General features: G+C 70.0%; 18 protein-coding genes and 1 pseudogene. 7 read left to right on the plus strand and 12 right to left on the minus strand.

Features of this window, described 5'->3' with window-relative positions; all coding sequences use genetic code 11:
- The first annotated feature begins 6 nt into the window (after positions 1-6).
- From H9I49_RS07470 to H9I49_RS07485, 4 genes are read left to right on the plus strand one after another with little or no spacing between them, the layout of a single operon-like run.
- Positions 7-318, plus strand: a complete 312-nt coding sequence (locus H9I49_RS07470; protein ID WP_188029748.1) for a sarcosine oxidase subunit delta — start codon at positions 7-9, stop codon at positions 316-318.
- Positions 319-320: 2 nt separating this feature from the next.
- On the plus strand, positions 321-3,362 hold the full coding sequence (locus H9I49_RS07475; protein ID WP_188030410.1) for an FAD-dependent oxidoreductase: 3,042 nt from the start codon (positions 321-323) through the stop codon (positions 3,360-3,362).
- Entirely contained in the window at positions 3,355-4,062 is a 708-nt protein-coding gene (locus H9I49_RS07480; protein ID WP_188029749.1) for a sarcosine oxidase subunit gamma, read from the plus strand. The genes H9I49_RS07475 and H9I49_RS07480 overlap by 8 nt, the downstream gene beginning before the upstream one ends.
- A complete protein-coding gene (locus tag H9I49_RS07485) occupies positions 4,062-5,459 on the plus strand; it encodes an L-serine ammonia-lyase (protein WP_188029750.1) in 1,398 nt (465 codons plus the stop codon). The genes H9I49_RS07480 and H9I49_RS07485 overlap by 1 nt, the downstream gene beginning before the upstream one ends.
- Before the next feature lie 292 nt (positions 5,460-5,751).
- Here H9I49_RS07485 and H9I49_RS07490 read toward each other — a convergent pair whose 3' ends face one another.
- The 4 genes from H9I49_RS07490 to H9I49_RS23775 all read right to left on the minus strand — a co-directional run bounded on the left by H9I49_RS07490 (position 5,752) and on the right by H9I49_RS23775 (position 9,384).
- The gene (locus H9I49_RS07490; protein WP_223128452.1) at positions 5,752-6,036 is read right to left on the minus strand and encodes a hypothetical protein; all 285 of its coding nucleotides are present in this window, start codon (positions 6,034-6,036) and stop codon (positions 5,752-5,754) included.
- A 177-nt stretch (positions 6,037-6,213) separates the two neighbouring features.
- Entirely contained in the window at positions 6,214-8,232 is a 2,019-nt protein-coding gene (locus H9I49_RS07495) for a phosphocholine-specific phospholipase C (protein WP_188029751.1), read from the minus strand.
- Positions 8,233-8,287: 55 nt separating this feature from the next.
- A complete protein-coding gene (locus H9I49_RS23770; RefSeq protein ID WP_370587469.1) occupies positions 8,288-8,797 on the minus strand; it encodes a glycerophosphodiester phosphodiesterase in 510 nt (169 codons plus the stop codon).
- A complete protein-coding gene (locus tag H9I49_RS23775; protein WP_255523776.1) occupies positions 8,746-9,384 on the minus strand; it encodes a glycerophosphodiester phosphodiesterase family protein in 639 nt (212 codons plus the stop codon). Before H9I49_RS23775 ends, H9I49_RS23770 begins: the two co-directional genes overlap by 52 nt.
- 213 nt (positions 9,385-9,597) lie before the next feature.
- Between H9I49_RS23775 and H9I49_RS07505 the strand changes: the two genes are divergently transcribed.
- Together H9I49_RS07505 and H9I49_RS07510 are read left to right on the plus strand one after the other, a co-directional pair.
- Entirely contained in the window at positions 9,598-13,509 is a 3,912-nt protein-coding gene (locus H9I49_RS07505) for a Pls/PosA family non-ribosomal peptide synthetase (protein ID WP_188029752.1), read from the plus strand.
- Positions 13,506-14,867 carry a M1 family metallopeptidase gene (locus tag H9I49_RS07510; RefSeq protein ID WP_188029753.1) on the plus strand — a complete coding sequence of 454 codons (1,362 nt, stop codon included), beginning with the start codon at positions 13,506-13,508 and terminating at the stop codon, positions 14,865-14,867. Before H9I49_RS07505 ends, H9I49_RS07510 begins: the two co-directional genes overlap by 4 nt.
- Before the next feature lie 48 nt (positions 14,868-14,915).
- On the opposite strand, the gene H9I49_RS07515 is transcribed toward H9I49_RS07510, so the two are convergent.
- Together H9I49_RS07515 and H9I49_RS07520 are read right to left on the minus strand one after the other, a co-directional pair.
- Complete coding sequence (locus H9I49_RS07515; RefSeq protein WP_188029754.1) at positions 14,916-15,563, minus strand: 4'-phosphopantetheinyl transferase superfamily protein; 648 nt, start codon at positions 15,561-15,563, stop codon at positions 14,916-14,918.
- A gap of 49 nt (positions 15,564-15,612) precedes the next feature.
- The gene (locus H9I49_RS07520) at positions 15,613-15,861 is read right to left on the minus strand and encodes a three-helix bundle dimerization domain-containing protein (protein WP_188029755.1); all 249 of its coding nucleotides are present in this window, start codon (positions 15,859-15,861) and stop codon (positions 15,613-15,615) included.
- A 215-nt stretch (positions 15,862-16,076) separates the two neighbouring features.
- On the opposite strand from H9I49_RS07520, the gene H9I49_RS07525 reads away from it, so the two are divergent.
- On the plus strand, positions 16,077-17,546 hold the full coding sequence (locus tag H9I49_RS07525; protein ID WP_188029756.1) for a glycoside hydrolase family 3 N-terminal domain-containing protein: 1,470 nt from the start codon (positions 16,077-16,079) through the stop codon (positions 17,544-17,546).
- A gap of 32 nt (positions 17,547-17,578) precedes the next feature.
- Here the strand turns inward: H9I49_RS07525 and H9I49_RS07530 are convergent, their stop codons facing one another.
- The 6 genes and pseudogenes from H9I49_RS07530 to H9I49_RS07545 form a co-directional block, all read right to left on the minus strand.
- Positions 17,579-18,148 (minus strand): dihydrofolate reductase family protein, encoded by a 570-nt coding sequence (locus H9I49_RS07530; protein WP_188029757.1) that lies wholly within the window; start codon positions 18,146-18,148, stop codon positions 17,579-17,581.
- Positions 18,149-18,492: 344 nt separating this feature from the next.
- The gene (locus H9I49_RS23780; RefSeq protein ID WP_370587470.1) at positions 18,493-19,128 is read right to left on the minus strand and encodes a transposase; all 636 of its coding nucleotides are present in this window, start codon (positions 19,126-19,128) and stop codon (positions 18,493-18,495) included.
- A gap of 58 nt (positions 19,129-19,186) precedes the next feature.
- The gene (locus tag H9I49_RS23785; RefSeq protein ID WP_370587471.1) at positions 19,187-19,495 is read right to left on the minus strand and encodes a transposase; all 309 of its coding nucleotides are present in this window, start codon (positions 19,493-19,495) and stop codon (positions 19,187-19,189) included.
- Complete coding sequence (locus H9I49_RS23790) at positions 19,488-19,631, minus strand: hypothetical protein (RefSeq protein WP_255523777.1); 144 nt, start codon at positions 19,629-19,631, stop codon at positions 19,488-19,490. Before H9I49_RS23790 ends, H9I49_RS23785 begins: the two co-directional genes overlap by 8 nt.
- Before the next feature lie 289 nt (positions 19,632-19,920).
- Positions 19,921-20,695 (minus strand): annotated as a pseudogene (locus tag H9I49_RS07540) (SDR family oxidoreductase).
- 166 nt (positions 20,696-20,861) lie between these two features.
- Complete coding sequence (locus H9I49_RS07545; RefSeq protein ID WP_188029758.1) at positions 20,862-21,680, minus strand: hypothetical protein; 819 nt, start codon at positions 21,678-21,680, stop codon at positions 20,862-20,864.
- Between the last annotated feature and the right edge of the window lie 209 nt (positions 21,681-21,889).

Here is a 21,889-nt window from a genome sequence, read left to right on the forward strand (position 1 = left end):
TCCACCATGATGCTCATCGAGTGCCCGTACTGCGGCCCGCGCAACGAGCCGGAGTTCGCCTACGGCGGGCAGGCCCACGTCGCCTACCCCGAAGACCCGAACGCGTTGTCGGACGAGGAATGGGCCCAGTACCTCTTCTACCGCGACAACCCCCAGGGCGCCTACGCCGAACGGTGGGTGCACTCGGCCGGCTGCCGCAAGTGGTTCAACGCCATCCGCAACACCCGGACGTACGAGATCCAGCACGTCTACCGCCTCGACCAGGCCCGTCCCGACGGAGCCGCACCAGCACCCACCACGAGCAGGCAGGAGGCATGAGCATGGACCTCACCTCACCCGACCAGCCCAACCGACGTCCCAAGGGTGGCGCCATCGACCGGGGCCGACCGCTGACCTTCACCGTCGACGGCACGACCCTCACCGGGTTCGCCGGTGACACCCTCGCGTCAGCGCTCGTCGCAAACGCTCGCCTGCGCGTCGGCGACTCCATCTACCTGCGCCGCCCGCGCGGCATCATGACCGCGGGCGTCGAGGAACCCAACGCGTTCGTGCGCGTCAACGGCGCGCACAACGAGTCGATGCTGCCCGCGACCACCCTCGAGCTGACCGAGGGCCTGGACGTCACGCTCCTCGAGGGCATCGGCGTGCTCGACGGGCGTCCCGACCCAGCCGAGTACGACAAGGTCCACGTGCATACCGACGTCGCCGTCGTCGGAGCGGGCCCGGCCGGGCTCGCCGCGGCCCGTGCGGCCTCCGCGAGCGGGGCCCGCGTGATGCTCTTCGAGCAGGACTTCGCGCTCGGCGGGTCGCTGCTGTCGGACCGCACCGCGATGGTCGAGGGGCAGCCCGGGGTCGAGTGGGTCGCGGGCGTGAGCGACGAGCTCGAGGCCGCGCCGGAGACCACCGTCCTGACGCGCACCTGTGTGTTCGGCAGCTACGACAACAACTACCTCATCGCCGTCGAACAGCGCCCGGAGGGACAGCGGTCACGCGGCGCGAGCGGCGAGCCGGTGAGGGACGGGGTGTCACGCCAGCGCGTGTGGCACGTCTCCGCGCGCCAGGTGGTGTTGGCGGTGGGAGCCTTCGAACGGCCGATCGTCTTCGCCGACAACGACGTTCCCGGCATCATGCTCGCCTCGGCCGCCCGCGCGTACGCCGACCGCTGGGGTGCGCTGCCCGGGCACAAGGTCGTCGTGTTCACGACCAACGACTCCGCCTACGAAGCGGCCCACGCTCTGGCCCACGCAGGTGCGGAGGTGACCGTCGTCGACGCCCGTGAGCAGATGACCGCCCCCAGCAGCGCCCAGCAGGGTGCTCTGCGCGCCGGCATGGCCGTGCACACCTCGTCCGCGGTCACGGCCGTCGAAGGCGTCGACGCCGTCACCGCGGCCACCATCGCGCCCATCGACGCCGACGGCCAGCCGGTGGGCGCCGGGCAGACGCTCGAGTGTGACCTCGTGGCCGTGTCCGGCGGCTGGACGCCCAATGTCAACCTGCACAGCCAGCGACAGGGGCCGTTGCGGTGGGATGACGAGCTGGCGGGCTTCGTGCCATCGGGCGAGGTCCGCAACCAGCTCGTTGCCGGCGCCGGAAACGGCAGCTACTCCACCGTCGACTGCGTCGCCGAGGGCGAACGCGCCGGGCGTGCGGCGGCACAGGCCGCCGGGTTCTCCGTGCCGGGCGAGCCCACCGAGTCGCCGGCCGAGAGCCCGGAGGTGCGCCTGGAGCGCCAGCACCGTGCGGCCGGGCGGGTCCGTCAGCTGTGGGCCGTGCCTGCTGCCGACGGGTCCTTCGACCGGCACTTCGTCGACCTCAGCCGGGACAACACCGCCGCGGACGTGCTGCGCGCCACCGTCGCCGGGATGCATTCGGTCGAGCACGTCAAGCGGTACACCTCCATCAGCACCGGCATCGACCAGGGCCGCATCGGCGGCGTGAACACGATCGGGCTGCTGACCCAGGTGCTCTCCGGCAACGACACCGCCTCGATCCCGCCAGGACAGCCCGGACAGGACCCTGCCGTGAAGACACACGGGGCGGCCTCGGCAGCTGCCAAGCGCCCCACACCCGGCGCGATCGGCACCACGACCTTCCGAGCCCCCTTCACGCCCGTTGCCTTCGTCGCCCTCGCCGGCCGGGGTCGGGGCGAGCTGTTCGACGCCGCGCGCACCAGCCCCGCGCACGCGTGGCACGTCGAGCACGGCGCCCTGTTCGAGGACGTCGGACAGTGGAAGCGCCCGTGGTACTACCCGCGCAGCGGGGAAGACATGGACGCTGCTGTCGCCCGTGAGTGCCGCGCCGCCCGCGAGGGTGTCGCGTTCATGGACGCCACCACGCTCGGCAAGATCGAGATCCGGGGCGCCGACGCTCCCGAGTTCCTCAACCGCGTCTACACCAACCCCTTCCTGAAGCTGGCCGTGGGCAAGGCCCGCTATGGCGTCATGTGCACCGCAGCAGGCATGGTCTTCGACGACGGCGTCACCCTGCGCCTCGCAGACGACCGCTTCTTCATGACCACGACCACGGGCGGGGCGGCCAAGGTGCTCGACTGGCTCGAGGAGTGGAGCCAGACGGAGTGGCCCGAGCTCGACGTCACCTTCACCTCGGTCACCGAGCAGTGGTCGACCGTGGCGGTCGTCGGCCCGCGGTCGCGCGACGTCATCGCGAAGCTCGCCCCTGACCTCGACGTCTCGAAGGAGGGCTTCGGGTTCATGGAGTTCCGAGAGACGACCCTCGTCTCCGGTATCGAGGCGCGCATCTGCCGCATCACCTTCTCCGGGGAGCTCGCCTACGAGATCAACGTGCCCCGCTGGTACGGGCTCAAGATCTGGAACGACGTCGCCGCCGCCGGCGAGGAGTTCGACATCACGCCCTACGGCACCGAGACCATGCACGTGCTGCGCGCCGAGAAGGCCTACCCCATCGTCGGGCAGGACACCGACGGCACCATCACCCCCCACGACCTGGGGATGGACTGGGTGGTGAGCAAGACCAAGGAGTTCATCGGCAAGCGGTCGTTCTCCCGCAGCTCGCACACCGCCCCGGGTCGCAAGCAGCTCGTCAGCGTGCTGCCCGTCGACCGTGCCCTGCGTTTGCCCGAGGGAGCCCAGCTGGTCGAGCCCGACGCGCTGGGCAGCTACACCGGCGCGGGCCTGCCCGCCGCCCCCATCGCCATGGTCGGCTTCGTCACGTCGAGCTACCACAGCCAGGCCCTGGGACGCAGCTTCGCCCTGGCCCTCGTCAAGGACGGGCCTGATCGCATCGGCCAGACCCTGCTCGCCTCGTTCGAAGGAAAGTTCGCCGAGGTGGAGGTCCACGAACCGGTGCTCTACGACAAGGAAGGTGCACGACGAGATGGCTGAGCCGACGATCACCGCGCCCGCGACCACAGATCGCACGACCGATCCGAGCACGTCGAACGACGCCATGTCGGACGACAGGGCGTCGACGGAGACCGTCAGCCCCCTGAGGCACCGACGCAGTCCCGGCGCCGATCTCACCGGGCTCATGGCGGCCGGCTCGCGCACGACCGTCAGCCTGCGAGAGCTGCCGTTCGCGACCCACCTCGCGCTGCGAGCCGGGTCGGCGCCCGCGATGGAGGCCCTCGGACGCGCCCTCGGTGCGCCGCTGCCCGAACGCGTCGGGACCGTCAGCTCCGGCGAGCGTGGGCCCGGGCGTCCCGTCGACGTCATCTGGCTGGGACCCGACGAGTGGCTGGCAGTGCTCGGCGACGAGGCGGTCACCGGCGAGAACGGCCGTCAGGTCGTGGATGCCGTGAGCGCAGCCCTCGACGGACAGCGCGGTCAGGTGGTCGACGTCTCGGCCAACCGCGCGACCCTCGAGCTGTCCGGGCCCCGCGCGCGAGCGGTGCTCGACAAGGTCATCCAGCTCGACCTGCACCCGCGCGAGTTTCCTGTCGGCCGTGCCGTGTCCACGCTGCTCGAGTCCGTCCAGGTCATCCTGTGGCGCTCCGGAGAGGACACCTGGCTCGTCATGCCCCGGGCCTCCTTCACCGAGTTCGTCACCCGCTGGCTGCTCGACGGCATGCGCGAGTTCGACTGATGGCGCTCAGCGCCCTCGACCTGTTCTCCGTGGGCATCGGGCCCTCCTCGTCACACACGGTCGGACCGATGCGCGCGGCGCGGCGGTTCGCGCTGTCGCTGAAGGAGATCGGGCTGCTCGAGGAGACGCGTCGGGTGCACGCCCAGCTGTTCGGGTCGCTCGGGGCGACCGGGCACGGGCACGGGTCTGACCGGGCAGTCCTGCTCGGTCTCGAGGCCGAGGACCCCGAGACCGTGGACACCGATCGCGCGATGGAACGCGTCTCGCAGGTCCGCGCCGCCGGGACCCTGGCGCTCTGCGGCAGCCACGAGATCGCGTTCGACACGGACAGCGACCTGGTGCTGCACCGGCGGGAGACCCTGCCCACCCATCCCAACGGCATGACCTTCGAGGCGTACGACGGCTCGGGCCAGTCACTCCTGAGACGCACCTACTACTCCGTGGGTGGCGGGTTCGTCGTCGACGAGGATGCATCCGGGAGCGACCGGGTCGTGGAGGACTCGACCGAGGTCCGCTACCCGTTCAGCACCGGGCGCGAGCTGCTGGACCGGTGTCACGAGAGTGGGCTCGGCATCGCCGAGGTTATGATGGCCAACGAGCTCTCCTGGCGGACGCGCGAGCAGGTGCGCACGCAGCTGCTGCACCTGTGGGACGTCATGCAGGAGTGCGTCGAGAGTGGGTGTACGCGCACCGAGACCACGTTGCCGGGGGGCCTGAAGGTGCGTCGTCGCGCACCCGAGCTGCGTGCACGCCTGCAGGAGCAGGAGGCGGCCGCCCGTGAGGGTGGCCGACCCGTGCTCGACCCGCTCTGGGCGATGGAATGGGTGAACCTCTACGCCCTCGCAGTGAACGAGGAGAACGCCTCGGGTGGCCGCATCGTCACCGCCCCCACCAACGGTGCCGCAGGCATCATCCCTGCGGTGCTGCACTTCTTCACCCGCTTCGTCGACGACGACGAGGACAAGGTCGTCGAGTTCCTGCTCACGGCGGCCGCCATCGGGATCCTCTTCAAGCTCGGCGCCTCCATCTCGGGCGCCGAGGTGGGCTGCCAGGGCGAGGTCGGCTCTGCATGCTCCATGGCCGCGGCGGGCCTGTGCGCCGTCCTCGGCGGCAGCCCGGAGCAGGTCGAGAATGCGGCCGAGATCGGCATCGAGCACAACCTCGGCCTGACCTGTGACCCCGTCGGCGGTCTCGTGCAGATCCCGTGCATCGAACGCAACGCCATCGCCTCGGTGAAGGCGATCAACGCCGCGAGGCTCTCCCGGCACGGCACCGGAGAGCACAAGGTCAGCCTCGACCAGGCCATCAAGACGATGCGCGAGACCGGGCGCGACATGAAGGTCAAGTACAAGGAGACCTCGCGCGGCGGCCTCGCCGTGAACGTCATCGAGTGCTGAACCCAACGGCTCGGTCCCGACCATCGCGGAACCGGACGCGGACGTCACGGGTCTCGACGCTCTGCTCGAACGGCTGAGGGCAGCGTTCGCGGGAGTCGCGGCGCCAAGGACGGCACGCCCCGCAACGCCTGAACCGACCAGCGCAGCCAGAATGGGCTGTGAGGAGCCGGGGAGGACGAAGGCGTGTATGCCGTGGCATCCCGCTCAGCCACCAATGTGCCTGAGCGCGACCACCTCACCCGTGAGGCAGCCCGGGTGCGGCAGTTGCTGCGCGCCTGAGCACCACTGGGCGCTACCGCGGGTCGTCCTCGCTCACGCCGATCCGCACCTTGCCCTTGCTGGGACAGTCGTCCTGGTGCGCGACTGCGTCCTTGCGGGCCTTGTCCCGGGCCCGCCTGGCTGGACCCGTCCAGTCGCAGCTCTTGCAGTAGCCGAAGGCGAACGCCCCGTCGTCCTGAGTCCCATGCTGGTCGACCGGTTCCAACGTCGCCTGGTGCTTGCGACCACCGCCGTCCTTCACCGTCAGGTCACGACCACGACGTTTGAGGAACCGGGGGCCACGATCGGGCTTCGCCATGGTCACATCCTCTCGTGCGGTGCCGCTGCAGTGACGCTGGGCTGTCGCTGGACTGTCTCTGGACTGTCTCTGGGCCGTCAGTGCGCCCACGGCCACCGGACCGCGGGGCGGGCAGGGCGATTGGAGCACGCCGGCCTGGCACGTGCCTCGTGGCTCGAAGGAGTCCACGAGAACCGGTCACCGCGTGGTGACGCCCCCGAGGGCCGGTTCGCTCATGGACGGACGCCCGGTCTCGAGGTGGCCCGCGAAGGCGCGCAGGAACGACGTGTCCCCGGCAACGACCGTGAGGTCGTACCAGCCGCCGGTCGCGGTCGTGTCGATGGTGACCGGGCGTCGGCCGGCCGTGGTCCGGTCGCCGTACGCGTTCTCGAGGGTGACCTCGATGCCCCGCGGGGCCTCGACGGCCAGGGAGAGCTGCTGGGTGCGCCCGACCCGGGTCAACGCGACCCGGACACGGTCGGTGCCGATGTCGCCGGCATAGCGGCGGAAGAAGCCGTTCGGTCCGTGGAGGTGGATGTCGTACTCACCGGTGACGGGCCATGTGGCTCGCAGCTCGTCGCCCGCACCAACCGTGTAGCTGTGCGGTGCACCTGCGGGCTCGATGAGCCGGGCCTGCAGCTGGACGCCCCGGCGGCCGCGGTTGTCGAGGTCGACCGTGATGGCTCCGCGCGTCTGGAACTCCCGGACGTCGAGGTCGTAGGGGGTCGGACGGGCCGGGCGCGTGCCCGGCTCCTGCGACGGCATCGAGCCGTGAGGCGGAGGCGTCGGCCGGTAGTCGGGGTGGCGCTTGTCGTCGAACGGCTTCCAGCTCGTCGTGCTCGGCAGGGACGGCACCTTCTCGACCGTCCTGGAGAAGTCGAACGCCGACGTCAGGTCGCCGGCGACAGACCGGCGCCAGGGGGTGATGTTGGGTTCGTCGACGCCGAAACGGGCCTCCATGAGTCGGATGATCGAGGTGTGGTCGAACGTCTCGGACGCCACCCAACCGCCGGTGCTCCACGGCGACACGACGAACATCGGCACACGCGGCCCCATGCCGTATGCGCCCGGCCCGTGCTCACCGTCGTAGAACTCGTGGTCCGTCGGAACCGTCGAAGCGCCAGGAACGAGAGGGGAGTTCGCGTGCGGCGGCACGAGGTGGTCGAAGAAGCCGTCGTTCTCGTCGTACGTGATGAGCAGGATCGTCTTGGCCCACACCTCGGGGTTGGACGTGAGGGTGTCGAGGACCTTGGAGATGTACCAGGCGCCGTAGTTGGTCGGCCAGTTCGAGTGCTCGCTGAACGCCTCGGGCGCCGCGATCCAGCTGACCGCGGGCAGCGCGTCCGCCTCGACGTCGCGGCGCAGCAGCTCGAAGTAGTCCTGCCCGTCGACGGCCTTGGTGCCGACGCGAGCCTTCCGGTAGAGCGGTGAGTCGGGCGCCGCGTTGCGGTACGCGTTGAAGTACAGGAGCGAGTTGTCGCCGTAGTTTCCGATGTAGGGGTCGGACGTCCAGCCCCACGAGCCGGCGCCGTCGAGACCGGAGCCCTCGTCCTGGTAGACCTTCCAGGACACCCCGGCCTGCTCGAGCCGCTCCGGGTAGGTGCGCCAGTCGTAGCCGAGCTCGTCGTTGTAGAGGACCGGCCCACCGCCCTTGCCGTCGTTGCCCGTCCAGCCCGTCCACATGTAGTAGCGGTTCGGGTCGGTGTTGCCGATGAACGAGCAGTAGTACGCGTCGCAGACCGTGAACGCGTCGGCGAGGGCATAGTGGAACGCCGCATCCTCACGCTTCAGGTATGCCATCGTCGTCGTGCCCTTGGCCGGCACCCAGCCGTCGTAGTGACCCTTGTTGACCGCGGACTGACCGTCGGTCCAGCTGTGCGGCAGGCCTTCCAGGAAGGCCGCGCCGAGGTCGTCGACGCTCGGGTGGAACGGGAGGATCTCGCGCGTCCCGTCGGACTGGTGCCACACGTTCATCCCGCTCGGGAGCTGGACAGGGTGAGGGTCCCCGAACCCTCTGACGCCGCGGAGGCTGCCGAGGTAGTGCTCGAACGAGCGGTTCTCCTGCATGAGGACGACGATGTGCTCGACGTCCTGGAGGGATCCGGTGGCGCGGTTGGCGGGTATCGCCGCCGCCCTGGCGATGCTGTCGTTCAGCATCGTCGCTGCTGCGGCGCCGCCCGCGATCTGGAGGAAGCGGCGACGGTCGAGGTTGACCATGGGAACTCCTGGGTTGTGGAGGGGGCAGCGGTAGGTGGGTGGTGGAGACCGGGGCTCAGCTGGGCGCGTACGCCTTGGGCAGGCGCATGCCGCGCTCGGCCATGAGCTGCCGGACCCGGTTGGGGTAGTTGGTGATGATGCCGTCGACGCCCATGTCGATGAGCGCGCTCACCGTGGCGGGGTCGTCGCAGGTCCACGGGATGACCTCGAGGCCGCGAGCGTGTGCCGCCGTGATCATGGCCGCGTCGGGGTAGAAGCGGAAGCCCAGGTCGCCGACCGTGCCGCTCTGCGGGAACCCGTAGTTCGGGGAGAGCGCCGTCAGGCCGGGGACTGCGGCCGACGCCGTCGCGACGAGGTCGCCGCCGTAGTCGTCGGAGTCGACACCGCCGAGCCACGGTGAGGCGCCGGGCATGCCGACCTGGAGGAAGTCGTGGTTCGTCAGGGCCACGAGCGGCCAGGTCGGTGCGAGCCGGTGCATCTCGTTGAGGGCGCCCCAGTCGAACGACTGGATGGTCACCTGGTCCTCGATGCCGGAGCTGTGGATCTCCTCGAAGACTCGGCGCACGAAGAGCGCACGAAGAGCGCTCGCGGAGCGGTCTGCTCGGGCGCGCCCGCCTCGACCTTGGTCTCGATGTTCAGCGTGACCTGCTTGGCGTCGTAGGCCTTGACCAGGTTGAGAACGTCCTTCAGCTCGGCCATCCGGAAACCGGCGATCTGCTCCTGCTCCGGGAACTCGGGCAGCTGCTGGTAGCCGCAGTCCATGGTCTTGACCTGGGCAAGGGTGAGGTCCTTGATGTACTTGCCGACGTAGGGATATGTCGGGTCGCCCACCGTGACGGGCGTGGTGTCGCGACACTTCTGTGCGCTCACCCGGCGGTCGTGCGTGACGACGACCTTCGCGTCCTTGGTGACCTGCGTGTCGAGCTCGAGAGTGGTCACGCCCAGACGCATGGCCTTCGCGAAGCCTTCGAGGGACTCCTCGGTCGTCATGCCGATGCCGCCGCGGTGGGCCTGGAGGTCGAACTGGGTCTTCTGCGGCAGAACCCCGGGACCCGCCCCCACTTCTCTTGCGCTCGCCGGTGCTGTGCCCGCCGCGCCGGCGACGAGCGGGCCCGCAAGAGCCAGGGTGATCAGGAGCTGACGGACGTGCATCGGCGATTCCTCCGCTGGTCGGTTGCAACGGTTCGACGCTAGGGAGCCCGGCGTTGCTGAGGGTGCCCTCGACGCGGCTGTGCCGTGAACCCTTGCCGAACGCCGACGAACGTCGCGGGGCGGGACGTGGCGGCACCGTCCGTTCACCCAGCGGGTCTACCTTCCGGGTGTGGTCGGCGACGCGAGTGGCGTTGGGCCACTCGAGGAGTACGCGTGAACGACCCCTTGCTCGCTGGTGACCGCGCGGCGCCGCCGCGGACACTGATCGACGTCCTGGCCGAGGTCACGGCGCGCCATCCGGACGCCCCGGCGCTCGATGACACAGAGTCCGTCCTGACCTACACGCAGCTCACGGAGCGCGCTGAGCGCATGGCGTCGTCCCTCGCTGCGGTGGGGGTGCGCAGGGGCGACCGCGTGGGGGTGCGCATCCCGTCGGGCACGACCGACCTCTACGTCGCCATCCTCGGGATCCTGTACGCCGGGGCAGCGTACGTCCCGGTCGACATGGATGACCCGCAGGAGCGGGCCGACCTGGTCTTCTCCGAGGCCAAGGTCGCGGCCGTCGTCGGTGCCAGGCGACAGATCGTGACAGCAGCCGGCGCCACGACCTCCCGCCGAGCCGTGGGCACGTCGCCGGACGCCGGGCGTCCGCCGGTGACCGGCGACGACGACGCGTGGGTGATCTTCACGTCGGGGTCGACGGGCGTGCCCAAGGGAGTCGCCGTCTCACACCGCTCCGCTGCCGCCTTCGTCGATGCCGAAGCGCGGATGTTTCTGCATGACCAGCCCATCGGCCCCGGAGACCGGGTACTCGCCGGACTGTCCGTGGCGTTCGACGCGTCGTGCGAGGAGATGTGGCTCGCGTGGGGTCACGGCGCCTGCCTCGTCCCGGCACCGCGCAGCCTCGTGCGCACCGGGATGGACCTCGGCCCGTGGCTCGTGGCCCAGGACGTGACGGTGGTGTCCACGGTGCCGACGCTGGCGGCGCTGTGGCCTGCCGAGGCCCTCGAGCCGGTGCGCCTGCTCATCTTCGGCGGCGAGGCGTGCCCGCCGGAACTGGCTCAGCGCCTCGTGGGCCCGGACCGCGAGGTGTGGAACACCTACGGGCCGACCGAGGCCACTGTCGTGGCCTGCGGCGCGAGACTCGACGGCACGACACCGATCCGCATCGGGCTCCCGCTCGACGGATGGGACCTCGCCGTCGTCGGCCCGGACGACCGGCCGGTGCTGCCGGGAGAGACGGGCCAGCTCATCATCGGCGGGGTCGGTCTCGCCCGCTACCTGGACCCGGCCAACGACGCCGAGAAGTACGCGCCCATGCCCACGTTGGGTTGGGACCGCGCGTACCGGTCGGGCGACCTCGTGGTCAACGATCCCGAGGGACTCGTCTTCGTCGGCCGCGCCGACGAGCAGGTCAAGCTCGGCGGACGACGGATCGAGCTCGGCGAGGTCGACGCGGCGCTGCAGTCGCTCCCCCACGTGTCGGGCGCCGCGGCCGCCGTCAAGACGACGAGCGCCGGCACGCAGGTCCTCGTCGGCTACGTCGTGACTGACGACACGTTCGACCGGAGCGAGGCACTGGGCCGGCTCCACGAAGAGCTGCCCGCGGCACTCATCCCGGTGCTCGCCGTCGTCGACGACCTGCCGACCCGGACCTCCGGCAAGGTGGACCGGGCGGCGCTGCCCTGGCCACTTCCGGGCACTGGCGACGACGAGCCGACCGACCTCTCCGGCACGGCCGCGTGGCTCGCCGGGCACTGGGCCGCGGTCCTCGGTACCGACGTCCGCTCCGTCGAGGCCGACTTCTTCGACCACGGCGGCGGCAGCCTCACCTCGGCGCGGCTGGTCTCGATCCTGCGCGAGCACTACCCGACCGTCACCGTCGCCGACGTCCACGCCCACCCACGCCTCGGCGCCCAGGCCGAGCTCCTCGAGACGATGACGCCGACGGACGGCTCACCGATGGACCGGACCGTGCGCCGCATCCCGCGCCGCACCCAGCTGGTACAGACCCTGTTGTCCGTCGTCCTGCTCACGGTCAAGGGGCTGCAGTGGCTCGTGGGCCTGGCGACGGTCACCGAGCTGCTTCGGGTCGTCGATCTCGCTGACTGGTCGGTGCCGGTCTCCTGGTGGGCGCTCGCCGTGGGCTGGCTGGCGTTCGTCACCCCGATCGGCCGGATGGGCTTGTCGGCCTTGGCTGCTCGGGCCCTGCTGGCCGGCGTCCGGCCGGGCAGCTACCCGCGCGGCGGCAACGTGCAGCTGCGTCTCTGGGCGGCCGAACGTTTCGCCGACGCCATGGGGGCCGTGACGATGGCGGGCGCGCCGTGGATCGTCTACTACGCCAGGCTGCTCGGGGCCTCTGTCGGCACGGGCATCGACCTGCACTCCGTGCCGCCGGTCACCGGGATGCTGACCATCGGATCCGGCGCGAGCATCGAGCCGGAGGTCGACCTGTCCGGCTACTGGCTCGACGGCGACGTCGTGCACGTCGGCGCCGTGCACATCGGTCGTGACGCCGTGATCGGGGCCCGCAGCACCATCGGACCCGACGTGCACATCGGCCGCGGTGCCGTCGTCGAGGCCGGCTCGACAGTCCTGAAGTCCGTACGCCCGGGACGCGTCGTGGCGGGATCCCCGGCGGGACGCGTCACCCGCACCGGCGAGGACACCTGGCCCACCGCGCGTCCGGCCGATGCGCCGGCGTGGGTCGCCGTCTACGCGCTGTCCGGCGTCCTCCTCACCGTCCTGCCGTTCCTCGCCCTGGCGCCGGCCGTCGCGCTCGTGGGAGGAGCGGTCGCCCGCGCCACGAGCGCGGACCAGGCCGTCGCCACCGCATACGCCGCGGTCCCCGTCGTGACCGCGCTCGGCCTCCTCACCCTCGCCGCGATGACGATCGCCCTCGTCCGAGCACTGGGGCTTGGCCTGCGGGAGGGCTACTTCCCGGTGCGCAGCCGTGTGGGCTGGCAGGTCTGGGCCACCGAGCGCCTGCTCGACCAGGCCCGCACTCTCCTCTTCCCCGTCTACGCGAGCCTGCTCACCCCGATGTGGCTGCGGGCACTGGGCGCCAAGGTCGGGCGTGACGTCGAGGCCTCGACCGTACTGCTGCTGCCCTCGATGACGTCCGTCGCCGACGGCGCCTTCCTCGCCGACGACACGATGGTCGCGAGCTACGAGCTGGCCCACGGCTGGGTGCACATCGCGCCGGCCAAGATCGGCAGACGCGCCTTCCTCGGCAACAGCGGGATGACCGCGCCCGGTCGGCGTGTGCCCAAGCACGGGCTGGTCGCCGTACTCTCTGCAGCACCCGCGAAGGCCAAGGCCGGCTCCAGCTGGCTGGGCAGCCCTCCGGTGCGTCTGCGCCGCCCGCCGCAAGGCTCGGACGACGAACGGACCTTTGCACCGCCCCTGCGGCTCAAGGTGATTCGCGCACTAGTCGAGCTGTGCCGAATCTTTCCCGTCATGGTCACGGTCGCCATCGGAGTCGGCGTGCTCGTCGTGCTCGAGTGGCTCGCCGCGAGCGTAGGGCTTGCGGGCGCGGCCGCCCTCGGCGGTGTGGTGCTCGCCGCGGCCGGTGCCGTCGCAGCCGCGGTCACGACCGCTGCAAAGTGGGTCGTCGTCGGCCGCATCGGTGCCGTCGAGCATCCGCTGTGGAGCCCGTTCGTGTGGCGCAACGAGGTCGTCGACACGTTCGTCGAGATGGTCGCCGGGCCGTGGTTCGCCTGGACCGCGACGGGCACGCCCGCGATCAACGTCTGGCTGCGGACCCTGGGGGCTCGCATCGGCCACGGCGTCTGGTGCGAGACGTACTGGCTGCCCGAGGCCGACCTCGTCACGCTGGGTGACGGTGTGACCGTCAACCGCGGCTGCGTGCTCCAGACCCACCTGTTCCATGATCGAATCATGAGCATGGACACGGTCACGCTCGAGGACGGCGCCACGCTCGGCCCCAACGGGGTCATCCTTCCCGCCGCCACCATCGGCGCCGCCGCGACGGTCGGCCCCGGCTCTCTGGTGCTCCGGGGCGAGGCGGTTCCGCGTGGATCCCGGTGGACGGGCAACCCGATCGCGCCCTGGACGAGCAGCACCACCCCGGCGTCGGAGCCGGTCGGGAACCGCGCCCGATGAGCAGTGGCGTCACCCACGAGGTCCATGCACTCGCCGACCCGTACACGCCCGACCGGGGCGACCCCGCGTACGCGGTGACCCACTACGACCTCGACCTCGGCTACAAGGTCTCGAGCAACCGGCTCTCCGGGAGGGCCGTCCTGGACGTGGTCGCTCTCGAGGACGTGCGCCGCCTCGTCGTGGACCTCGTCGGCCTGCGCGTCCTCAAGGTCAGTGTCGGTGGGGCGGCCGCCCGGTGGACGCACCGCGGACCCCGCGTCGCGATCACGCCCCTCTCGCCGCTCACCCGGGGCGACCGCACCCAGGTGACGATCACGTATGCCGGCACGCCCGGTCCCGCATCGACGCGCTGGGGCGACGTCGGCTGGGAAGAGCTCACCGAGGGCGCGCTCGTCGCCGCCCAGCCCAACGGCGCGGCCACCTGGTTCCCCTGCAACGACCACCCCCGGACCAAGTCGACCTACCGGCTCGCCTTCGAGTGCGACTCTCCCTACGACGTCCTGGCCACCGGCGCGCTCACGTCCACGAGCGTGCGCGGGAGCCGGACCCGGCGCGTTTTCGAGCAGCACGTGCCGATGGCGACCTACCTGGCAACGGTGCACGTCGGGCGCTACGTCCGCCGGGACCTCGCGCCGGCCGCCGTGCCCGTCACGGTGGCACTGCCCGCGGCGCTGGAGCGCACCGTCATGCACGACCTGGGGCGCCTGCCCGAGATGACCCGCCACTTCGAGGACCTCTTCGGCGACTACCCGTTCCACGACTACACGGTCGTGGTCACCGCCGACGACCTCGAGATCCCGCTCGAGGCGCACGCGCTCGCCACGTTCGGCCCCAACTGGCTCGACGGCCAACGCCGGCACGAACGGCTCGTCGCGCACGAGCTGGCGCACCAGTGGTTCGGCAACAGCCTCACCACCTCGACCTGGGCGGACATCTGGCTCAACGAGGGGTTCGCCTGCTACGCCGAGTGGCTGTGGGCCGAGCACGCCGACGGGGTGCCCGTCCACGACAACGCCATGACGCACTGGGCGCGCCTGTCCCGGCTCCCGCAGGACCTCGTGCTCGGCGACCCGGGCCCGGACCTCATGTTCGACGACCGCGTGTACAAGAGGGGTGCCCTGACGGTCCACGCGCTGCGGCTGCACCTGGGAGACACGGCGTTCTTCGAGCTGCTGCGTGACTGGGTGGCCACCCACCGGCACGGCTCCGTCACGACGGACGCGTTCGTCGACCACGCCGAGGCACACGCCGTGCGCGCCGGCGCAGCGCGAGCCGCGGAGTCCGGGAAGGCGGCTCGCGACCTGCTCGAGACCTGGCTGTGGACCACGCGGCTGCCCGGGCTCCAAGCCCCGTCTTGAGCGAGACACTCGCCGAAGCCCCGACTCGGATGCCGGGCAGCGCGTCGGTCAGTGCAGGTGGACCTTCACGGAGACGGCATTCGTCACCAGCGCGACGGCGGCGGAATGCCATGCGTCCACGTCGGGGTCCAGGTCGAGTGCGAGGTCGATGACGTTGACCGGCTGCAGGCCGGGCACGACCACGACAGGCTTTCCCGGCGCAGGCGTGCGGACGCTCGCCGGGTCGACCCGCAAGCCCACGCCGAGCGCCTTGAGGGCGGCCTCCTTGCGCACCCAGGCCGTCGCGTCCGGGACGGCGTCCCGCTCGCGGCGGCGGCGCCCACGATCGTCGCTGTGCAGTGCGACCTCCTCGAAGCCCGCGAAGGCGACAGCATCGTCACGCTCGACATCCACGCCCACAGGTCCGGCGCGGCTCGTCGCCAGCACGACGACAGAGCGCGTGCGGCTGAGTGAGAGCCGCAGGGTCGGGTCGTCGATGAGCCGCGGTCGTCCGTGCTGCAGGCCACAGACGACACACGACCGGTCGAAGCGCAGCGCGGCCGGGTCGCGGCCGACGATCGGGCCGATGACCGTGCGCGCGAGGATGTGCAGCGCTGCGTAGGACCGGGCTGCGCCGGGGTCCGTGAACCGCCTCCACCGATCGCGCTCGACGTCATCGAGAACCCGGGTGCGCGCTCCCGGTTCGACGGCAGCCATGGACTCACGCGACTCGTGGACCCGAGCGACCCAGACATCGACGGCCGCGTCAGCCGTCGGGACCGACACCCGGCTCCGGCTCGGAGTCGCCCCGTGCGTTCTCGCGGATCGCGAACGACAGGCGGTCGCGCGCCGAGTGCTCGACGAGCAGCGGCACGAAGTCACGCACCCCACCCGTCAACTGCGAGTAGGAGACGCGAACCGCGGCCTCGACGACGTCTGCGTCGAGCTCGGGGAAGCGCTCTCGCAGGCGCTCCTCTACGTCCGCCAGGGCCCTCAGCTCGTCGGCGCGGCTCATGCGTCAAGGATGGGGGCGGTGGCGCAGCCGAGGCAAGCCTTGTCCGCAAGCGCACGGCGGCAGGCGGCCACACGCGGCGGCACGCGTAAAGGGGCCGACCGTGACGACGCCGATCGACCGGCCTGCGGGCGATGGATCGCTGTCCGGGACTGTGCGCGGCGGCCTACACTGGAAGAGCGTCGCGCTGAGTCCCCTTGAATGGTAGGTGGATCGCAATGCGTTCCCGCCCCGTGTCTCTCCTCGCGGCTAGCCTCGGCGCCGCCCTGGCCCTCGTCGGCGTCGGTGTGCTCGCCTTCCCCGCCGCCCCGGTCGTCTCGGCCAGTCCAGCCTCGCCCCCTTTGGTGGCCGCCGGCCCGGTGGCCCTCGCCCTGACGCCGGCGGCAGCGGCCCAGGCCGTCTACGACCGGATGACGACCGCACAGCGGATCGGTCAGCTCTTCATGGTCGGAGGTGCTGTGACCGGCTTAGGGTCAGCCACGACGACGGCGATCAGCACGTACCACGTCGGCAACCTGGTCCTCACCGGCCGCACGACAACAGGCACACCGCCGGTGCGGTACCTGACGGGTAGAGTCGACACCTTGACCACCGCCGCCGCGACGAGCGGGGTGCCGTTGTTCATCGCCTCCGACCAGGAGGGCGGCTACGTCCAGGTCCTCCAGGGGCCGGGCTTCTCGCGGATGCCGACCGCCCTGACTCAGGGCACGTGGTCCGACACGACGCTCACGGCATACGCCCGGACGTGGGGCACCCAGGTGATGCGCTCGGGCGTCGACGTGGACCTCGCTCCGGTGATGGACACGGTCGCGAAGAGCTTCGCGAGCCTGAACCGGCCCATCGGCTACTACCAGCGGGAGTACGGGTACACACCGACCGCCGTCGCCGACAAGGGCACGACCTTCCTCGAGGGCATGAAGGCGTCCGGTCTCGCGATGACGGCCAAGCACTTCCCCGGCCTCGGGCGCGTGACCGGAAACACGGACACGACCGCCGGGGTGACCGACACGGTGACCACCCGCACGTCTGCCGACCTCGTGCCGTTCCGGGCGGCCATCAGTGCCGGTGCGCGCCTGCTCATGGTGTCGTCCGCCTACTACGCGCGCATCGACGCATCGCACCCGGCAGCCTTCTCCCCCACGGTGATCCGCGGCATGATCCGCGGCGACCTGGCCTTCTCCGGCATCGTCATCAGTGACGACCTCGGCAACGCCAAGCAGGTGGCCGCGTGGTCGCCCGGCGCTCGCGCCGTCGGTTTCATCGGCTCGGGCGGTGACGTCGTCCTGACCGTCAACCCCTACGTGATCCCCGCGATGGTGAATGCCGTGACCGCGCGAGCCGCCTCCGACAGCGTGTTTCGTGGCAGGGTCCAGGCGGCGGTCCTGCGCGTCCTGACGGTCAAGGCGCAATACGGGCTGCTGTCGGCACGGCTGCCGATCACCGGTTACTTCGGTCCGCTCACGAAGACGGCCCTACAGCGCTGGCTCGGGATCACGCCGACCGGCATCTTCGACAGCGCGACGATCCGTGCCCTGCAGGCCAGGATCGGCGCCCCTGCCGTCGGCGTCTGGGGGCCGCGCTCGATGGCGGCCATGCAGAGCTACCTCGGCCTCTACCTCGACGGCGCCACGACGTGGAACACACGGACCGTCGCCGGACTACAGCGTTACCTCAACACCCAGCTCTGACGCGATCCCAGGAGGCTCTGCCGCATCGGCGCTCAGGATGCGACCGGTGGTCCGTCCAACACCGTGGGGACGTACTCGACCAGCTGGATCCGCCCGTCGAACGTGCGGCTGTCGACCATGTCGAGAGCGACGTCTGGGTAGCCGTCGTAGATTCGCTCCCGGCCGGTGGCTCCCGTGATGACTGGGAACATCACGACCCGGAACCGGTCGACGACGCCGGCTTTGATCAGCGAGCGGCACAATGTGAGGCTCCCGATGGTGCGCATCGACCTGTCGCCGGTGTCTCTCATCGTCCGAACAGCCTCGACCGCGTCGCCGGCGACCAAGGTCGAGCTCTCCCACTCCAGCGGTTCCGTCAGCGTGTTGGAGAAGACGATCTTGGACATCCCTCCCAGCACGTCGGTCCCCGGCTCGCCCTCCTTCGTAAAGGAGTACATGAGCCGGTAGGTGTTCGCTCCCATCAGGACCTTGTAGCTTCCTTCAGGGCTCTCAGCCAACCAGGCAAGGTACTCCGGCCCTTGCAGGCCCCACCAGCCCGGCCAGCCCTCCGCGGACGCGTACCCGTCGAGCGAGGTGATGAAGTCGACCACAAGCTCAGTCATCCGAATTCCCCTCTCTGTAAGCAGCCCAGTCTGCCTCCGGCAGCCACATCAGACCCGGTTCGCGTCAGGGGCAACCGATGCGTGTGAGACCTCGCGCGTCTTCGGGCCACCGCTGTCGGACGCCTCACCGGCATGGCCAGCACACCTCTGTCACGTGTTTCGGATCGTAGCCGTCTCGGCGTTCCGGCGATCCGTGATGCGGTAGGTCTGGGTCGTCAGTCCCTTCGTGATGGACTGCAAGTCGACCAGCTCGAGTCGGATTTCGGGGCCGGCCACCCGGGTCATGCCGCCTCCGATGCGGGACGGCCATCTAACTTGGTTACCGGATCTGGCTCCCCTCTGTGTCAAGACGCCGCCGGCAGGGCCGTTCTGGGGTGGGTGGTGGCGGGTCCGGGAAGTGGCTTGTCCGAAGAGTTGGTGTGGGGTTGTGAGCCGGCCGCGCTGGAGTCAGAGTCGTCACCCTGGTGCCCTCCCGGGCCCGTCGTCATGTGCCGGGCGGCGTCGGCGAGCATGGTGCGGTACACGATGTCGGACAGGCGTCGTTTCAGCAGCCGCATCGCTTCGTTCGATGTTTTGCCTCGGGCTTTGGTTCGGTCGAAGTAGGCGCGCCCTTCGGTCGGGTTGCGCAGCTGCACGGTGGCCATGATGTGCAGCACCCGGTTGATCTGACGGTTCCCGCCGCGAGAGAGCCGGTGCCGGGTGTGATCACCGGAGGACGCGTCGATGGGCGCGGTGCCGGTCCAGGAGGCGAAGTGGTTGTTGTCCGGGAACCGGGTGATGTCCCCGACCTCGACCAGTAACCGGGCTGCGCCGGAGGGGCCGATGCCGTGCAGGTCGGTCAGGGTCGTGCCCGTGGCTGCGAGTAGCTCCGTGAGCTCTTTGTCCGCGGCCTTCTTCCGGGCGTAGATCCGTTCGAGGTCGCCGACCAACTCGGCCGCGACCCGACGACGGGCCTTGCCGGCGACGTCGCGCGGGCGCACCGTCGCCAGGAGCTTCTCGCCTGCGCCGCGGACAGGTCCTTCTTCGCTCCGCCCGGAATCAGTTCGAGCAGAAGATGATGCAGCTGAGAGACCATCCGCGTGTGGTCCTCCCCCAGGGCCGGCGCCGGTCGGCCAGCACCCGCAGGACCGCCAGTTGCTCGTCGTTGATGACCGGGCGCAGCCCGGCCATCCGGACCCCGACCAGGGCGATGGAGTGCGCGTCCGTCGCGTCGGTCTTGCGGCCCTGCCCGGTCGCGAACATCCGTACCCGGGCGGACAGCTTCGGCGGGACATCGATGACCTGCTCACCGTCAGCGAGCAGCCGCAACGCGACGTGGCGGCCGATGCCGTTACACCCCTCAACCACCCAGACCCGCTCCGGACAGACCCACCTCGAGCATGGCCCGGTAACCGGCTTGGTCGGTGTCGAACCGGCCCCCACTCAGGACGGACTCCTCGGGGCCCATCACCTCGATCGTGACCGACGTCTTATGCGGATCCATCCCAATCACCACACGCCTTGATCCACGCTCGTGCACGTCCCTCTCCTTCATCGAACCGAAACTGGTCGTCGAGCCGGGAGGGCAACGCTGCTTCGAGCTGGGGCATACCCCTCTTGAGCCTCTCCTTGCCCTGGCGACGTCCGGGCTGCGCAGGCCAGATGAGAGCCACACCAGCAGGGTGAGCAGCCGAATTGAGAGCGACAGCCCGGACGCCTGGACCGAGCCTTGCCAGGCACCGATCCTGCGTCAATGAAACAAGCAGCCGATGAGCGGATGTGCATGCGTGTCGTCAGCAGCTGGTCTTGAAGCCGCCGTTGCTGTACAGGATCTGACCCGTGATCCACGACCCTGCGTCGGACATGAGGAAGCGGACCAGATCGCCGGTGTCCTGCGGCGAACCGAGCCGGCCGACGGGGGTCTGCTTCGTTCCCAGTTCACGGATCTCCGGTGTCATCCAGCCGGTGTCGATCGGCCCCGGGTTGATGACATTGGCACGGATTCCGCGCGGGCCGAGCTCGACCGCAGCGGCGATCACCACACGATCGAGGGCGCCCTTGCTGGCGCCATACGGCAGGTTGTCCACCGTGTGGTCGCTGGTGAGTGCGACAATCCGCGCGGTCACCTCCGTGGTCTGTAGGTCAGGGACTCGATCCGCGACAGCCTTGATGAGCAGCCAGGTAGCGCGAGCGTTGACGGCGAAGTGCCGTTCCCAGCTCTCGACGCTGGTGTCCAGGATCGAGCTGTTGACGCTCTCGCAATGTGACATGACCAAGCCCGCGAGATCACCATGGGCTGCCGCTGCCTGCACTAGCCGACCAGGCTCCTCGATGTCGGCCAGGTCTCCTGGGAATAGGTCGACGCGCCGCCCCAGTGCCCGGCATGCGTCGGCGACGCCTTCGGGGTCGTTTCCTTGGCGTTCGAGGCCTACGCGCTCGTCATAGGGGCGCCCAGTAGCTGATCGCCAGATCCCATCCGTCCCGGGCCAGAGCTAGCGCGATTCCGGCACCGATCGACCGCTGCCTGCCGACGCCGGTCAGTAGAACCGTCCCTCGCCCATCCGACATGGCGGCTCCCAATCACTGGCCGGGTAATGACATGGACAACCTCATCGGGCCGCAGCTGATCCCTGCAACTTAGTTTCCGGCCGATGCCCTCTTCTGCCGCGGTGAGCGTGAGCGTTCAGGTGCTTAGGCGCGGTGAGAGTCGCCGATCGGACCGGGCGGTCTTCGATTAAGCATGGGGAAGCCGCTGTTGCGGTTCCTCGAAGATGAGCATCGGCGGGGGCGGCGGTGCATGTCCTGGCAGGAACCAAGGCATCGGTTCAGGTGCCTGGGCCGGCAGGAGCGGTGACAGCGCCTCGAACACTCGCCGCACAGCCAGCTCGTCGTAGTCCTCGGGCCGCTCAGTCGCCTGCAGCCGTACAAGACCGTGAGGAAGCTCCCCTACCGAGAAGAGGCTCGCGCGCGCGTACTTCCGGTGGGCCTCGTCGAGTTGTTCCCATAGGTCCGGACGGACGAGGGTGAGCCAGTCGTACCCGCGCAACGCGTGACGTCGCCAGGCCTGGCGAGGACCCAGCGCCATGGGTAGGTGATCCTCCAGCATGGTCCCCGAGCCGGGAGTCATGGGCTCGCCGATCTGCCCATAGATCAGGTCGTGTTCGTCCGCAAACCTCGCAGCGACGTCCACGAGAGACTCGCGAGCAGCATCAGGCAGCCCTCGAAGGGAGCACTCCAGATGAACCTGCCGCCCCTCGAGCTGCTCCCCGGGATCGGCCGGCAACTCGTGCACGGCGTAGGACAGTCGGACCCGAACCGAGGCGGATAGGAACCAGTGCACGGACCCACCCGCTGGGTACCGGAACCGGCGGACCGCCTCCACGATGCTCTGCTCCCGCCTGATTTCTCGGGTGGTCACTGAGCCACTCGCCGAAAACTTCATCACGTGGCGGGTCACGCTCGGGACCGGGTACGGCTCGCTGCCCTCGGCGCCCTCCATGCCTTCGGGCACAGGAACGATGGCCGGCTCGGCAGTAGCAACCAACCGGTCCATGACGTCGGCCTCGACTCGCCGTACTCAGCTCTCAGCAACCTGCCAGGCGGTGTCATCCTTCGGTACACCGAACCAGAGCGACACAGCCAGACGCTGCAACCACCTCTGCGCAGATTCAGACTTCGGCACGGCGCTCCCCTGTCACAACTCCGGACATGCGGCGATCCTCTCAGCGACGGCTACTGAAAGAGCTTGAGCCGTTGACCGGA

The organism is Terrabacter sp. MAHUQ-38 (assembly GCF_014518425.1).
In the GTDB taxonomy this organism is placed as follows: Bacteria; Actinomycetota; Actinomycetes; order Actinomycetales; family Dermatophilaceae; genus Terrabacter.